This is a genomic window from Halarchaeum nitratireducens (assembly GCF_017874695.1).
Taxonomy (GTDB): domain Archaea; phylum Halobacteriota; class Halobacteria; order Halobacteriales; family Halobacteriaceae; genus Halarchaeum; species Halarchaeum nitratireducens.
Window position 1 is genome coordinate 1 of record NZ_JAGIKY010000014.1, and the last position, 15,603, is coordinate 15,603.

Genomic DNA, 15,603 nt, shown 5'->3' on the forward strand with positions numbered 1-15,603 from the left:
AGACGCTCAAAAGATCCACAAGCGACGACCAATCTTACAAGAGACGCTCGCTACCGCTACACAACCGAGGTGTGAGGCTTAACTAAAGACGGATGTGGAGACAACTATCTCAACACGCTATACACTGGCTCACTTAACGCGCTTGGACCAGATGGCACACTTGATGACTTCGAAAATCCAACGAGTCTCCGGGAGATAATTAGTGAGAATGAAGCCGATGACCTCTGGTTAGGTTTCTCGGTAGCTGAACGAGAGAACAAAGTCTATGAGATGAGTGAAAACGGGAGCAACAACGCGATGCAAATCGCAGACATGATCCTCGCTAACGATGGTTTGACTCGTCGCCTCATCGATTTCCGGGAACTCGTTCAGGCTGGAGATCGTGAACAAATAGATGACGAGATGCTCTCCTTTGCAGAAACCTTAGCAGAGACGTACGATGAGCAACGAGATAACCAGTGGGCTGAATGGGTATTTGGGGACAACGCGAAGCAATATCTTCGCGACGTGGCCCTTCAAGTTCTCCTCTATGATACGATTTCTCGTCCGATATTCCTACGCCGATTCCCTGAAGAAGCAACTGATGATTCATCTGAGAACCTCGCAGAGATTCGAAATACATTCGAAGAGTACCTGTTCGACCTTGATTCGGACACAACGAAGAAGGAAAACATCTACCGAATCGTACGCAACATGACCCAATACGAAGAAACTGGGACAAGTATTCCGGCAGGTGATGATGATTCTATCGTTTGGAGTCAGGCCCCCACTAAATCACAAATAGGGAATCTACTCGATGTACGGACTCCAACGCGAATTCTTGATTCGATGGTGGATGGAACGGCGGACTGTGAAGGCGGTATACTTGTGAAACAAGGAGACAAGTACGCAGTGCCCTCACCTGTCGCAGCGAGACTGGGTGAATTCCTCCGAGATCTCCCCGAAGATGTAGAAGTGGGGGAGACACAAGATACGTTCCAATCTTTTTAGGAAACTGTGATCGAGTAGGCCTATATCCGTAACTTAAAACGGGATGACGGCGCTACTCAGAATAGATGAGTAACGAAGAGCACGCCGATGCGGGGTCATATGTTTATACCCAACATGGGGATATTGAGATGATTCAACGTGGAGATAGTGTCTACCCAGATTTCCGGTTCGAAGATAACCCGGGGATGAGTGAGGTCCCTGGTGGGGAACTTGGGTATCCCATCGGCCCGGTTCCCAAAGGCGAGGACGTGGAGTATGCATTCCCCGGAGAGCCCGATGAGTATCCTGAAATGGATTTCCGTCGTTTAGCAAACGAACTTGACGACGGACGGACTATTCCAAATACCACATACCTCACGCACGGGATTCACAAGCACCCCGCTATATTCATCCCCCAGATCCCGAGTTACATCATTCGACGGTTCACGACACAAGAGAATGAGGATGGTGAACGTCCCCTTGTCCTGGACCCCTTCTCAGGTTCAGGAACGACGGGGCTGGAGGCGAAAGTCAATGGGCGTGATTATCTTGGTGTTGAAATTAATCCCCTCTCCAGACTCGTTTCTGAAGTTGCCACGTCACCAATTCCACCATCTGCTCTTGACGCGGCTGAAGATCACCTTGTTAAACTTCTCAAGGACACAGATGACCGCCTCTACGAGGAGTATGACGCTGAATTCCTTGATAGGACGGGGAAGGAGCATTGGTTTGAGCCCGATGCAATTAAAGGCCTGACACGAGTGCGTAAGGCACTGGCAGAGTTCAAGGAAAGCGACGAATTCGACCCATTCGAATCACTCTCCGAGCAGGAGCAAGCCGCTATTGACGACCTTGGTCGCGAAGGGCTACGTACCCGAATCAACCGTTGGCTTACACTCCTCATCGCAAACACTGTCTTCGAGGTTTCCAACGCGGATCCCGGCGTATCCAAGGCGTACAAATCGAAGAAGATGCGGCGTAAAATCGAGGAGGGTGACCATCCCCCCGATATACTGGAAACTCATCAGGAACAGATAGCCGAAACAAAGGGAGACCTCATCGAACTCTGGAACGACATTTACGGCACAAATTACAGCGGCGGAACAATTCAACGCACGCTTGGGGGATTCAATAATAGCCAAGACCAGCCATCTAGCAAGCCACTCGACGAGAACAACGCGCACGCCGCCAAAGTAGATATTCGGCTGGGTGATGCCCGTACTTTCGACTTCTCTGAATACAAGGAGCAAGTGGATCTTGCGGTGACCTCGCCACCCTACATCAACGCGATGAATTACTACCGTGGGTCCAAACTTCGCCTCTTCTGGCTCTACGACTTCCTTGAGGATGACGAGAAGTTCGACGCCACAGACTTGCGCAAATCGATCGTGGGGACCAATTCGGTATCAATGAGTGAAGTTAACCGCGAGCTCCCTGCAACACTTCAGAGCGTTTGGACCGGGAGTGCCGAGGAGTTCAACGAGACACGGCTCGAATATCTGGACGACGATATTGAGGCAATACACGCGCTTGATCATAACGAGGCCGAACGGAAAGCGTATGTCACGTGGAAATTCTTCGCAGAGGATATGCTGCAAAACCTATCGCGGGTATACGAGCACCTGAAACCCGGTGGATACTACTTCTTCGTCATCGGGGAGAACACGATTGGAGAGCGTCTCATCCACTCCCACAAATACATCGCGGACATCGCTCAGAACCTCGGCAAGTTCGAAGGCACGGGTGGGGATTTCGATGAAGACGAAGGATTCCGACTCGTTGCATCGGCGTGGGATTCTATCACCAACCGTGACCTCTTCCAAGGCCGTAAGCATGAGGGCGGTGTTATTGAGTGTGAATGGGTCACTATCCTCCAGAAGCCGCGGGAGGAGTAATTTCAGTCGGCTTTTTGCCAAGCTAAAAACCGCCCGATCTCTTTGCTTTTCACCTCTCCCTCGTTTTCAAGCTCTTTGAGACGTCGATACGCTAAGTTTTGGGTACATCCGACTATCTCTGCCACATCACTGGTAGCGAGAAAATCCCCCTCCTCCAAGGCATTAAGAAAGTCTTCGCGTTGGTATTGGGTGGTGAACTTTCCGGTCTCTTCATCTCTCTCACGCCCCATCATATAAGGCTTCAGTCGTCTACAGTATTAAACCGTTGAAGAATACACGAATGCTCTATGATAGATCTAATTCCTGTTGAAGCCCTTCTAGCTCCAATTCAGCTGTTTTCTTGTCATCTATTCCGGTAATAACCATCTTGCCGGAAGAGAAAACAAGGACCGTACAGCTACTGCTATCTGGCCTGTAGACGAGTCCTGGAAATTGCTCTGGTTCATACTCTGTCTTTTCCAGTCCTAAGCTGATAACTAACTGATTGAGATTTACGCCCTCTTGCCCCTTCAATTCTGCCGTGCATACGATATTTTGTACCTGAAACGGATCTATAATCTCCTTGGAAGGAGGGTTTGGGCTTGATATGATCCCCAACTCGGCGAGAGCAGACAATAACTCGCTCTTGGCATATTCTAATTTATTGTATGAATCGACACCTGTGAACATGTATACTCCGCTGGGTGCTAAGATGCTGAGAGTTTCTTGATCCGCGAAGTGAATTAGAAGTCTATTGCCGCTACGACGACTGTGTTCCGCGCTCTCAATTCCTTTCGCGTTGGGAAGATCTTCTGCAACGTTTGCCAAATCCAGTTCGACATCGAATTTACCTGAAGCAACTATATTCGCTATTTCTACCTCGGAGATTCGGTTTTCCTGTATTGTCTCATCCATTGATGAGACGTTGAACTTCAAGGGACAATACCGTTTTCCATGGAGTGAGGGCCTTTGATGTATGATTTTATCGGTGGGCTGAACTTCTATAGCGGTTCGGTTGCAAATACTCCATTCAGCATATACTGAATGGACAGAGTTAACTTGCTCCATTATCTATATGCTGAATGGATTCCATGCCTGGATACGATGTACATTTCACATCGTCGGAGGAAATGAGTGAGTTAGCGGAAGAAAGCGTCCAGACGATAGTTACCTCGCCACCCTACTATCAAGAGAAAAATTACGGCAGCCACGAAACTAATTTGGAAAACAGAGAATCATACGAAGAATATAAAGAGGGGTTAAAATCGGTCCTTGAGGAATGCTTTAGAGTTCTAAAACCAGACGGGAAGCTGTGTCTGAATTTGATGGATCCCTATACGACGGTCGATAATCACGATCGTTTTCAGCGTCTTCCGCTCACACAGGAAATGACTCTGTTTTTAGAGGAACTTGGAATAGATTATATGGAGACGGTTCGTTGGTGTAAAAAGAGATTCGGGAACAGTGGAACCGTCTTTGGTAGCTATCCACATCCAACAAATCTCTATTTTGCAGGGAGCTACGAGAATCTGCTAATATTCAGGAAATGGGTAAGTGAGGAGTACTATTCAAAGCGGGAGCTTCCAGACAAAGAGGTCAAGGAGGCCTCCAAGGTTACGAAAGAGGAGTGGAGAGAGTGGACTGATCCAACTTGGCAATTCGACGGTGTGGACACCAATGATGATCACCCGGCAAAATTCCCGTACGAACTTCCTTACCGTTGCATTAGGATGTTCTCGTTCGAAGGAGATACTGTCCTTGATCCGTTTTGCGGAAGCGGTACTGCTCTGAAAGCAGCTGTGGATACAGGCCGAAAAGCAGTTGGCTACGAGGTCGAGGAGAAGTACAAAGATACGATTGAAGAGAAATTAAGCCAGACTACTCTTCCACAGCACCAATAGATTATCAATATCTGGCTTGCGTTTTATATTGATCTCAGTGATTTTAGCGTGGTCCGCAACCAGTCACCTGCTGATCTTCTACACAAAGTAGGACACTCCTAAGCTGTCAGTCTCGCCAAGAGTGAAGTGAGACCGATATCTTGGTAGGGAGTGTTCGATGGATTCAACGCTTCTCACCGGCCCGAAACACGCCCGATTGGAACGACGGGCATTTCAGCGGGCTGATGACATTGCCACCGACTCGCTGGGGAGTATTCTCTACATAACGCGGAACGACGCTCGCCGGAGTATGGTCGAGGACCGCTGGGCCGCGTCCCACGAACCCCTCCGTCTTCGTGCCGAGACGCTCGACGCGGTCGTTCGGGAGTGGTACGAGGATCTCCACGGCCCAGTCCAGCCACTCTCCGGGCAGCTGAACCGCCGGTTGGCGGAGTACGCGCTTGACAGAACGACAGCCGAAACAGATGGCGCTCTTGCTGGCGAACCGGCCTCGGCCGCCCTCGCTGATTCGTTCAGTAGCCGCTTCTCACTCTTCGACGACGCCGGCGTCGGGACCCCCGACGCATTGGCAGCAGAGTTTGAGGGCTCCGTTCTCGAGGACCGTATCGCGAAAGCCACTGTCGACGCGTACCGCCACTACCGCGATCTCCACGCCGACTACGTCGACGAATGGGTCTGCACCCGGGGGGAAATGTTCAACGCAGTCGCGACGGCGGAGCAGTCACTATCTGCGTTCTCGCCGGAACTGGATGTCATCATCCTTTCCGGGTATCACGAGTTCCGTCCTGTCGAACGCCGACTCATCGAACGTCTTGTCGACGAACTTCCGATGTTCGCACTGCTGCCGCTCCACCAGGATGGCCGGAGCGGAGTCGACGCCGTTGCGGAGGACGCCTTGGAGGTCTACGACGCACTTGACTTTGAGACAGTAGAACTCGAGCCCGTCGACGAGTCAGGGCGGGCCTTTGGAACGATCACCGAGTCGCTCTACCGCCCGGACCCGGACACTGTCCCTGCTCCAGACGCGCTCCGGTGGCGTGAACTCCCGACGCCCGAGCGCGAAATTCGCTTCGTCGCTCGCGAGCTCCGGACTGAGTTGGCCAATGGTCGCGATCCCGACGACCTGGCTGTCGTCGTCCCGGGGACTGAGGCCTATTCGGGGTACGTCGAGGACACGTTCGATACGTTCGACATCCCGCACGTCACGACCGCCGCCTCACAGTTGAACCGGACGTTCACCGGGAGCGTCGTCCACGATCTCCTGAACCTCGCCGAACCCGAGCCCCGTGCTGAGGACCTCACGTCCCTGTTAGCGAATCCACTGGTTGACGTCGTCGACACCGACCAAGCCAACTCCGTCACGGCAGCTGCTCGCCGGCGTGACACGGTTTCTGTGTCACCCCTGCTCGATGACGTCGACGACCAGGCGGCGGCACTGATCGAGGAGCTGCTGGCCACGCTAGAGACGCTCCGAACAGGCGACGTCGAGGACGCAACCGAAACGCTCCGACGACTGTTGGATGACCGATTCGACCTGGAGGCGGCGACGGAGGACTACGCCAGCGGCGCCGAGCAAGCCGTCGAACAGCGAGCCTACGACCTCGTAGACGAGGTTCTCTCCTCGTTCGAGTCGCTGGCGGCGGTCAATAGCGATCTCTCTCCGTTGGCACTGTTCACCCGTGCGTTCGATGGCGTGCCGATTCGGGTTCCACAGCGCGCTGCTGGCGGCCACGTTGAGGTGATGGGGCTGCTCGACGCCCGGATGCGCTCGTTCGAGAAGGTGTTCCTCGTGGGCCTGACGAGCGAGCATTTCCCGGTAACGCCGGAACGCCCGGCCTTCTTCGAGGAGATGACCGACGCTCATCCGCGGTTCGACACTGGCGACGAGCGCCTCCGGGGGCGCTATCTCTTCGCGACGCTCCTCGCGAACGTCGACGAACTCACGATCACCACACCAGAGACGGGCGACGACGAATCCGCCGTCGTCCGGTCACCGGTGCTCGACGAACTCCAGCGCGTGACCGGCATCGAACCCGAAGATGGCGTCGACGACCGCGTGGGCTCCCGCGAGGACCTACAGCGGCATGTCGCTGCAACGGCCGACCGGCGTGCGGCAGTCAGCCGCGCCGGCGACCGAGGTGATCTCTCCCCCGAGCAGACCAAGCGCACGGATCGGGGACTCCACTGTGCGGACAACAGGGGAACGACTGGCCTCTCCGAACACGACGGCGTGTTGGATCCCGAGACGGTCGATGAGGTATACCCTCTGTCGGAGCGGGAACCCTACAGCGCGAGTCGAATCGAGCGATACGTCGAGTGTGGGTTCAAGTTCTACGCCGACGAAGTGCTCGGAATCGAGGATCCCGACGACGTCGAGGTCGTCCCTACGCCCCTCGAAACCGGATCGTACGTCCACGACGTCCTCGAACGGTTTTTCGCGGATCTGCAGGACGAAACCGAAGATGGTGTCGACCTCACCGAGTTCGACCGGGACGACCTGGCGATACACCTTCGCGAGATTGCCGTCGAAGAACTCCGGGATGCTGACTTCGAGTACGACGGCCTGTTCTACGAACGGTGGAAGGCGGAGCTGTTCGCGGGCCTGGGTGACGGCGAGAGTGCTCCGTACGAGGCCGGGAGCAAACCCCACGACGCACCGGAACAGGGGTTGTTCGCTACCTTCCTCGACAACGAACTCTCGCGGGACGGCGCCGCCCGCCCACACCTGTTCGAAGCCCCGTTCGGCGAGGGGCTGCCCGACTCGGATGCTGGGCCGTTCACGGTTGAGCGACCGGACGGCTCGACTGTCTCGATTCGGGGATACATAGACCGCGTTGACGTGGGTTTGGATGGCGAACAACCGACGCTCACGCTCTACGACTACAAGACTGGACGGGCACCGTATATGACGAAGACGACCGGCGGCACGAAGTTCCAGCTCCCCATCTATCTGCTCGCTGCCGCCGAAGTCGTCGACGGTGATATCTTCGAACAGGGCTCGCTCTCGGCGACGTACTATCAGGTTCGACCGCCCAACGACATCAAGGTTCCACGCGGTGTCGAGTCGAAGTTCGATTCCGAGGTCGAACTCCGTCGCTTCCTGAACGATGTCGTCCCGGAGTGGCTAGGCCAGATCGACGAGGCGATCGGCAACGGACGGTTCCACACGACGCTTCTGTCGGCCAGCGGAGCGAACTGCCGATACTGTGACTACCGTCGGGCGTGCGATGTCCGCCATCACCGCAAGCGGGAGTTCGTCGACGAGGTTCACAAGGACGACGCAGCGTATGTTCCGCTCCGTGTTCGCGACGACGAGGACATCGAGACGGTGATGAGCGGTAGGTCAGCCAACGATTAGCTTGGATGGCTTTCAGCGTGGACTCCCGCTCTAACCGAATCTGGTACGGACTGTAAGCCGTTCGCGTTCAACATCCCGCTGTTCAAGCGCACACCTACGGGTGCGCCTCCTTCGCCCCCAGTCTGGTTGCGAAGGAGTCGATAGCCGATGTTCTTCGCCGCGTTGTAGTCTGCATGGTTCTCGTATCCACAGGACTGACAGCGAAAGGTGTCCTGCGATTGGCGGTTTGACTCGTCTGTGAAGCCGCACGATGAACACCGTCGAGACGTGTTCTTCGGGTTTACCTGCTCAACCTGAACTCCTCGTTCCTCGGCCTTGTATGAAACGTAGTTGAACAACTGACGGAATGCCCATTCGTGGAACCGTCGAGCCTTTGGAATACGATTTCGTATGTCGGTCAGATTCTCAAACGCAATTACCGTACATCCGTTCGAGATCGCTTCTTCGAGCAGCTCGTTTGCTACGCGATGAAGTGATTGCTCGAACCGACCTGTCTTCTTTCGGCCGACCGCTTGAACGTTTTCGTGGGCCCACCTCGTTCCACACTCCTGTAGAGATTTCTGACGCTCAACGTACTCCCGTCGCCAATGGTTCAACTCGTCAGCAGACCAGAAGACGCCCGTCGAGGTGACGGCGATATTCTCGACCCCGAGGTCCACGCCGAGAACCGTTCCGTTCTCGTCGGGTTCAGGTGTTTCCACGTCCGCCTTTGTTCGGATGTGGAGGTAGAAGTCACCCCGCCGGTAGTGGAGTGTTGCACCGGTCTGTTCCCACTCGTCGTCTTGTAAGTACTCTGTGTGAGGAGTGTCTCGGTCCTCGTCAGGGAGGACATAGTTGGCCGTGATGCGCCCGTCGACGGTGGACAACGAAGCGTGGTCGTTGTGGAACGTGGCGTTGCGCTGATTGTAATCACAAAATCGTGAGGTGAATGTCGGCAACGAGGCGTACTCACCTTTGGACCACTTGCCAACCACACTTTGAATCGCGTCGATAGCACAGTCACGGGCTGATTGGACGTGGTTGCTGTGAAGCCGGGTCTTTTCACGTACGTCGTCGTACGTTTGCTCGTGCAGGATCGATGAGCGAGTCTCGGCCCACTCCCCATCCCATGCTGCGTCCACGACGTAGTTCGCTGCCCACAGGAACTCGTCAATCGTCTCGTGAAGGAGGCCGGCCTGCTCGTCGGTCACATCAAGTTTGACCTGGACGGTCCGGCGGACCTCCATACTACCAATTGCGTCTCTATGATGAATAAGAAATACGGTCCAGCAAGAAAATGGTAGAGCAATATGACTGGTAACCCGCTGTCTTACACCTTCTCCATCTATGACTGATGCCTCCGAGGAGATTCAGCTCACAGAGGAACAGGAGGACGCGCTCGTCCAGGGCCGGAACGTCGCGATCACTGCCGGCGCCGGGACGGGGAAGACGACAACGCTCACCGAGCGGTACGTGACGATACTGGCCGAGAACCCGTCGCTCACGCCGGAGAACATCGTCACGATTACTTTCACGCGAAAGGCTGCTGCCGAACTGACCGAGCGCGTTCGGGAGGAGGTGTACGACCGGCTCGAGGCTGTCGACTCACCAGAGGCCTACCACCGCTGGCGAAACGTCCTCGACGACCTGGAGGATGGCTACGTCCACACCATTCACGCGTTCTGTACGCGGCTCTTGCGAGAACGGGCCGTCGAGGCTCCGGTCCCGCTCGGCTTCGACGTGCTCGACGAAGACGGCGCTGCGACACTCCAACGCGAAGTCGTGACGGAGTTCCTCGAACGCAACCAGGACAATGACGACGTCGCGCTCCTCGCTCAGCTTTGGGGTCGTGACCAGCTGGTCGATGTACTCGCTGGATTACTCGATGAGCGCCCACAGAGCGAGGCGGTCCTCGAGGAGTGGCGTGATGCGGAGGTCGACGACTACGTCGATGTCTGCTGGGAGGTCGTCTGTGATCTCGACGCAGCCGACGCTCGACAGACGCTGTATGCGGACGGACTCCTTGAGCAGCTACGCACGGTCGCGGACCGCGTCGACCGCGAGGCCGATATCGCCGACGAGGACGGCCTTCGGGCCTACCGGACCTTTACCGAGGTCGTGATGACACTCCCTGCCGACCCGGAGGAAAGCGATCCCCGCGACTGTCAGCGGGCCATCCTCGAGCTGTACGAGGCCTGTGAGAAGAAGAACGGCGGCCTGTACAGCAGTTCGGGGTACGTCGTCGGTGACCGGGACGATTGGGGTGAGTACGGTGACGTCTATGACGACCTGAAAGACACCATCGACACGGTCATCGATGCCGTCGAACCGCACGCGGATGCAGTCGAGACGACGCCAGGGGAACTGGAAGCGAATAGCGCTCACTACGCGCTGGCTCTGATGCGGGTCTTCGACGACGTCCTCGCAACCTACACCGACGAAAAGGACCGCCGGGATACGCTCGACTTCCCCGACGTGATCGAGACAACCCTCGAGTTCTTGCGAGCGAACGATGCCGTCACGGAGCGGCTCCGAGAGCAGTTTGCGGCCGTGATGGTCGACGAGTTCCAGGACACGGACCCGCGACAGTGGGAGTTGGTCAAGCTCCTCACGGGCGTCGACGAGCAGACGGCGTCGAACGTCTTCCTGGTCGGCGACGAGAAACAGAGCATCTACGGATTCCGTGGGGCCGACGTGACGACGTTCGGGACGGCGCGAGCGGAACTCCAGACCGTCAACGAAGCCCGTGGGGTCGACGACGTCCCCGACAGCGACGCCGAGAGTCCGACCGCGCTCGAACTCTCCGGGAACTTCCGAACGCTAGACGAGCCGCTGTCGTTCCTGAACGAGCTCTTCGAGTACCTGTTCCAACCAGAAGGTGACACCCACGAACCCCACGAAGCGCCACCCCAGGCGCTGACCACACAACGCGACCGTATCGAGGACATCGAGGGGCTCACTGGCAGCGTCGAGTATCTCGCTGTGCCCGACGACGCCGACACGGCGGCGGAACTCTTCGGCGATGACCATCCGGTCGCCGAAGGCGCGCTCGACCACACCATCGAGGCCGAAGCGCAAGCGCTCGCTGCCCGACTGACCCACCTGTTCGACGATCCACCGACCGTCCAAGACCCCGACACAGGTGCTCATCGCGACGCCACGCCGGACGACACGGCAATCCTCCTCCGCCGGCGAACTCATCTGGATCGGTATCAGCGCGCCCTCGAGGAGTACGATATCCCCTACACTGTCGTTGGGGGTGTCGGGTTCTACGATACGCCCGAGGTCCAGGCGCTGACGAACCTACTCCGGGTACTTGGCGATCCGCAGGACGACGTCTCTCTCTATGGGGTACTTCGGTCGCCGCTGTTCGGCTTCACCGATGACCGCCTCGCACCGGCAGTTGCCGAGGCTGATTCAGTGTGGGACGCGCTGGCCGAGACGGACGATCCACAGCTCTCGGACGCGTTCAACCTCCTCACGACGTGGCGGATGCTTAGCGGCTGCGCGACGCTGTCTGAGGATGGCGTCCTCCCGTGGAACCGTCTGTTGTCCCGAGTGATCGACGACACGGGGTATCTGGCGAGTGTGAGTGCTGACGAACGCGGTCAGCAGGCCGTCGCGAACGTCGAGAAGTTCCGCGACCAGGTTCGCACTTGGAGCGAGAACGGTGTTCACACTGCTGCCGGGTTGCTCCATCGGATTGATCGCCAAGCCGAGATCGATCCCCGAGAGGGGGAGGCCGACATTCCCGGTGATGTTGAGGGAGTTCGGATAATGACGATTCACGCCGCGAAGGGACTCGAGTTCCCAATCGTCACTGTTCCCGATCTCGGAAGTGACCTCAATTTCGGGCGGTCCGTCGATGACCACGGCTATGTCCGCCTCGTCGAGGGGACGACTGATGCTCCACCGATTCCTGCCGTGGGTGGTCCCCACCCCAACGATGCGTTCTCAATCGAGAAGACGGCAGTCCACGAATATGCTAATCGTCGCTCGCTCCCGCAAGAGCGTGCGGAATCCAAACGACTGCTCTACGTGGCCTGTACCCGAACTCGGGACCACCTGCTGCTGTGTGGAACACACGACATCGATATCGATGAGTCTGGCCACATCGAACTCGGTGAGCCAGATGATTTCGACGACGCCAGTCGATGGCGGGATTGGCTCCAGCCCATTCTGTTTGACGACCATGAGCTAGTCGCTGAGACGTTTCACGATGGAGCTACAGACGCTCGAATTGGTGATGCCCAATACACCATTCAGGCGCCACCTCGGCCGGTTGAATGGCAATCTGAGGCTCCGACTGAAGAGTTAGACCCTGCGATTACTGTCCCTTCCCCGCCGGAACGTCAGGCTGCCGTTCGCGTTGCCGCGACGACCCTCGTCAGTGCTGTTGCGGATGCCTCCGAAGACGGACACAGCTACACGTCGGGGGATGGGACAGTCGGATTGAGTCCCACCACCTTTGGAACTGTTGTCCATCGGCTCAATGAGCTCCGTCCCCCACGAGAAGAGTGGCCCTCGTTTATTCGTCAATTGAGTCGTATGGGGAGCGAGGAACCGACGGATGACGATCTCCAAGCGGCCGTGAGCCATGCCCAGGATGCGATCCGGTTCGTCGATGAAACTGAGGCGGACCTCCCACTCGAAGCGACCTATGACGAGTACTCAGTTGTCGCTCGTCTTGATGATTCCCGCATAGTGGGTGATATTGACCGTCTTCTGGTCACTCCTGATGCGTATCATATCATCGACTACAAGACGAACGATCTGTCGTCGACGACGACTGATACCCTCGCTGACCACTATCGGCCGCAAATGCTTGCCTACGCTCTCGCGCTCTTCCAGCACGATCCCGCCCGGCAGGTACGTGCTTCACTCCGGTTTACCGATGTTGGGGTGGAAGAACGGTTTGAGTGGCAACGGAGTGAACTGGCTGATATCGAATCTGAACTTCGCTCTATGTTGGAGCTCGTCTCCTGAGCCACATTTACTGATTCTATCAAAACTATTCTAGAGTAGTGAACTATTCTGGAATAGCGTGTAGCTTTGGAATAGAATACTATTCGGACTATTCACCACAGAGTTAAGTTGAGAGGGGTTGATACTGCTGAATAGTATGAGTGGCTCAGATAGCAAGAATAGCATAGATAGAACGAATAGCCCAAATAGCCCATATGATTCGGTACAGACCGATGGGAACTCTCGGGCTGTTTCGGTGTGTATGCTGAAGGGAGGCGTCGGCAAATCGACGATTGCGGTCAACCTCGCCCGACAACTGGCCGCACACGAACACGATGTCCTCCTCATCGATCTTGACCCGAACGGCCACGCGTCCGTGGGGCTGGGGTTTAACGACCAATACCACAACACCGAGGAAACCATCGGCGACGTCTTCTTCAACGATGCTGACCCGACTTCAGTTGTCTACGATACCAGCTATGGGTTCGATATCCTCCCGTCCAGCGAAGACTTAGAACAGGTCGAGCGGGAGATCGTCGTCGGCGACGTATTCCAACCCTCTGCGCTGCTCAAACGGGAAGTCGTCGACCCACTCCTTGGGGACACGTACGATTATATCGTCACAGATTCGCCGGCGTACCGTTCCCGACTCACGGACAACGCGCTCGTCGCGACGGCGAACTTGGTGCTTCCGCTCGCCCCGGGGAACGAGGCGATGGCCGGCTTGGAGCGAACCATCGAGCGACAGATCTCACCGCTTCGGCAGCATATGGACGTCGACGTTCTGTCACTGGTTCCGAACATGTTGAGCGGCCGTATCGACCAGCAGACTCAAGATCGACAGCTCCTCGAACGTCTCAACTCGCACGATAACCTCCAGGACCGCATCCCGAACTTTGCGCGGATTACGGACTGGGAGGCTGTCGACGCCGGCGATCTCAAACCCTCACCGGGCATCCGTGACCGTACCAGCATCACGAAGGCCTATGGCGAGCGCAAACCCCTGCTGGACTACGACCCTGACTGTGACCAGTTGCAGTGTTTCGACGAGTTGGCGCACATCGTCGAGGCAGGTGAGGTGGTCCGCCATGTCTGACGACGATCCGTTTGCCGACCTCGGGGAGACACTCGAAGATGAACCGGACGACGAACCCCAGGATACGGATGACGCGTCTGAATCGGGAGGCGACGAGGAGACGCCCTCTCAGGAACCCGTCGAACGACAAAACCCGATGACCGATTCAGCGTTCAGCTATGAGGCCGCTAAACAGCGGCCTTTCTACGCCCGGGAGGCTACGATCGAGGACTTCGATTCCTGGCTGAAGTATGAACTGGAACGCGAGCTCAACCAGCAGGGCTACCAGAACATCGTCGTTCGGGAAATGACTGATGCTCTTCTCCGAACCGTCGTGGAGGAAGATCTCGTAGACGAAGTGGCCGAACGATTCGAACAAGCTCGCGAATCTGCTTCTTCAGAATCGACTGAATAGCGTACTATTCCAAAATAGAAAGCTATTCTACAATACCCCAACAGCAACCTCAGAATAGTCTGATTCCGCCTCTATACGGTGAACTCAGTTGAGACCGCCGGCTCACAGTAGTTGAGATTGGTCGTCTCAATGCATATGGCATTCTGGCGAAGTTCATAAATAGTATGAAGACGTAGTCTGGGATAGAACGATGGCTCGAATCACCGGCTCCTACCCAGATGACCTCGACCTCCTCATTGAGGGAGCTGTCGAGGCTGGTGTGTTCGGGGGAAAGAGCGACGCGTTGCGCGAGTTCGTGCGTGAATACTTCGAGGACCACGAGAACGAACGTATTGCAGCTGCGGTCGCCCTCTACGAACGCGAGCGGATCACACTCGGTGATGCCGCCAGACTCGCTGATGTCGACCGCTGGACGATGCGTGACATCCTCCGTGAGCATGGTGTTGAACTCCGCCTCGGACTCGTTGACGAAGACGACGCAGCCTACGAGGTAGAGGCAGCACGTGAACTCGAATTCGATGATGAGGACTCGCCTGATGAGGAGTCACGTGCTAAATGACAGGTAACGATCTCCCAGCGAACCCGAGCGTCTTGAACACGACTGTCCTCTCGAATTTTGCGTACATCGATCAGCTGTGGGTAGTTGCTTCCCTCTCTGGAATCTGTACGGTACCAGTCGTCCGTGAGGAGCTCGAACACGGCGTTGATAACCACTCATATCTCCAGGAAGCACTCGATATGCTTGATGACGAGATCCCGGTCGCGCCGATCTCGGATACTGTCGCAAACAGAGAAGCCGTTGTTGGTGGGCATCTCGACCCCGGGGAAGCACAGGCGTTCGCCCTCGCCGACGCACACGACGGTCGACTGCTGACAGACGACGGAGATGCCCGGTCGTTTGCGAAAGACCAGGGTGTGACCGTTGTCGGGTCAGTTGGCGTTCTGTTGGCTGCAATCGATGCTGGGAAGATCGATGAAGCGACTGCTGACGGGTGGCTGTCGACGTGGATCGATGAGATCGGTTACTACGTCCCGTATCGGACGATTTCCGAGTATCGATGACGGGC

12 protein-coding genes are annotated in these 15,603 nt (G+C 56.4%); 9 read left to right on the top strand and 3 right to left on the bottom strand.

Annotated features, from left to right (window positions below):
- Window positions 1-297: 297 nt before the first annotated feature.
- Both J2754_RS12960 and J2754_RS12965 read left to right on the top strand, forming a co-directional pair.
- Window positions 298-990, top strand: coding sequence for a hypothetical protein (locus tag J2754_RS12960; protein WP_211087665.1), 693 nt, complete (start codon window positions 298-300; stop codon window positions 988-990).
- Between the two features lie 65 nt (window positions 991-1,055).
- Window positions 1,056-2,864, top strand: a complete 1,809-nt coding sequence (locus J2754_RS12965; RefSeq protein ID WP_211087666.1) for a DNA methyltransferase — start codon at window positions 1,056-1,058, stop codon at window positions 2,862-2,864.
- Window positions 2,865-2,866: 2 nt separating this feature from the next.
- Here the strand turns inward: J2754_RS12965 and J2754_RS12970 are convergent, their stop codons facing one another.
- Both J2754_RS12970 and J2754_RS16235 read right to left on the bottom strand, forming a co-directional pair.
- The gene (locus tag J2754_RS12970) at window positions 2,867-3,097 is read right to left on the bottom strand and encodes a helix-turn-helix domain-containing protein (RefSeq protein ID WP_211087667.1); all 231 of its coding nucleotides are present in this window, start codon (window positions 3,095-3,097) and stop codon (window positions 2,867-2,869) included.
- Between the two features lie 52 nt (window positions 3,098-3,149).
- Window positions 3,150-3,758 (bottom strand): TATA-box-binding protein, encoded by a 609-nt coding sequence (locus tag J2754_RS16235; protein ID WP_245333031.1) that lies wholly within the window; start codon window positions 3,756-3,758, stop codon window positions 3,150-3,152.
- 167 nt (window positions 3,759-3,925) lie between these two features.
- Here J2754_RS16235 and J2754_RS12980 point away from each other — a divergent pair, with 167 nt between their 5' ends.
- Window positions 3,926-4,744: a DNA-methyltransferase gene (locus tag J2754_RS12980; RefSeq protein WP_211087668.1), complete on the top strand. Its 819-nt coding sequence runs from the start codon at window positions 3,926-3,928 to the stop codon at window positions 4,742-4,744.
- Between the two features lie 289 nt (window positions 4,745-5,033).
- Entirely contained in the window at window positions 5,034-8,102 is a 3,069-nt protein-coding gene (locus J2754_RS12985; RefSeq protein WP_211087669.1) for a PD-(D/E)XK nuclease family protein, read from the top strand.
- Here the strand turns inward: J2754_RS12985 and J2754_RS12990 are convergent.
- Window positions 8,099-9,328 carry an RNA-guided endonuclease InsQ/TnpB family protein gene (locus J2754_RS12990; RefSeq protein WP_211087670.1) on the bottom strand — a complete coding sequence of 410 codons (1,230 nt, stop codon included), beginning with the start codon at window positions 9,326-9,328 and terminating at the stop codon, window positions 8,099-8,101. The genes J2754_RS12985 and J2754_RS12990 overlap by 4 nt on opposite strands.
- A gap of 100 nt (window positions 9,329-9,428) precedes the next feature.
- Here J2754_RS12990 and J2754_RS12995 point away from each other — a divergent pair, with 100 nt between their 5' ends.
- From J2754_RS12995 to J2754_RS13015, 5 genes are all read left to right on the top strand, one after another.
- Entirely contained in the window at window positions 9,429-13,067 is a 3,639-nt protein-coding gene (locus tag J2754_RS12995) for a UvrD-helicase domain-containing protein (protein WP_211087671.1), read from the top strand.
- 136 nt (window positions 13,068-13,203) lie between these two features.
- Window positions 13,204-14,142, top strand: coding sequence for a ParA family protein (locus J2754_RS13000; RefSeq protein ID WP_098727777.1), 939 nt, complete (start codon window positions 13,204-13,206; stop codon window positions 14,140-14,142).
- Window positions 14,135-14,536: a DUF7970 domain-containing protein gene (locus tag J2754_RS13005; protein ID WP_007344000.1), complete on the top strand. Its 402-nt coding sequence runs from the start codon at window positions 14,135-14,137 to the stop codon at window positions 14,534-14,536. The genes J2754_RS13000 and J2754_RS13005 overlap by 8 nt, the downstream gene beginning before the upstream one ends.
- A 190-nt stretch (window positions 14,537-14,726) precedes the next feature.
- The gene (locus tag J2754_RS13010) at window positions 14,727-15,095 is read left to right on the top strand and encodes a UPF0175 family protein (protein ID WP_074796939.1); all 369 of its coding nucleotides are present in this window, start codon (window positions 14,727-14,729) and stop codon (window positions 15,093-15,095) included.
- The gene (locus J2754_RS13015; protein ID WP_211087672.1) at window positions 15,092-15,598 is read left to right on the top strand and encodes a PIN domain-containing protein; all 507 of its coding nucleotides are present in this window, start codon (window positions 15,092-15,094) and stop codon (window positions 15,596-15,598) included. The genes J2754_RS13010 and J2754_RS13015 overlap by 4 nt, the downstream gene beginning before the upstream one ends.
- The last annotated feature ends 5 nt before the right edge of the window (window positions 15,599-15,603 follow it).

Excerpts from the sequence above, each read along its gene's own strand:
- J2754_RS12965 (WP_211087666.1), top strand. The coding sequence starts at position 1,056 with ATGAGTAACGAAGAGCACGCCGATGCGGGGTCATATGTTTATACCCAA.
- J2754_RS12995 (WP_211087671.1), top strand. The coding sequence starts at position 9,429 with ATGACTGATGCCTCCGAGGAGATTCAGCTCACAGAGGAACAGGAGGAC.
- J2754_RS13010 (WP_074796939.1), top strand. The coding sequence starts at position 14,727 with ATGGCTCGAATCACCGGCTCCTACCCAGATGACCTCGACCTCCTCATT.
- J2754_RS12990 (WP_211087670.1), bottom strand. The coding sequence starts at position 9,328 with ATGGAGGTCCGCCGGACCGTCCAGGTCAAACTTGATGTGACCGACGAG.
- J2754_RS12960 (WP_211087665.1), top strand. The coding sequence starts at position 298 with ATGCAAATCGCAGACATGATCCTCGCTAACGATGGTTTGACTCGTCGC.
- J2754_RS13005 (WP_007344000.1), top strand. The coding sequence starts at position 14,135 with ATGTCTGACGACGATCCGTTTGCCGACCTCGGGGAGACACTCGAAGAT.
- J2754_RS13015 (WP_211087672.1), top strand. The coding sequence starts at position 15,092 with ATGACAGGTAACGATCTCCCAGCGAACCCGAGCGTCTTGAACACGACT.
- J2754_RS12980 (WP_211087668.1), top strand. The coding sequence starts at position 3,926 with ATGGATTCCATGCCTGGATACGATGTACATTTCACATCGTCGGAGGAA.
- J2754_RS13000 (WP_098727777.1), top strand. The coding sequence starts at position 13,204 with ATGAGTGGCTCAGATAGCAAGAATAGCATAGATAGAACGAATAGCCCA.
- J2754_RS12970 (WP_211087667.1), bottom strand. The coding sequence starts at position 3,097 with ATGATGGGGCGTGAGAGAGATGAAGAGACCGGAAAGTTCACCACCCAA.
- J2754_RS16235 (WP_245333031.1), bottom strand. The coding sequence starts at position 3,758 with ATGGATGAGACAATACAGGAAAACCGAATCTCCGAGGTAGAAATAGCG.
- J2754_RS12985 (WP_211087669.1), top strand. The coding sequence starts at position 5,034 with ATGGTCGAGGACCGCTGGGCCGCGTCCCACGAACCCCTCCGTCTTCGT.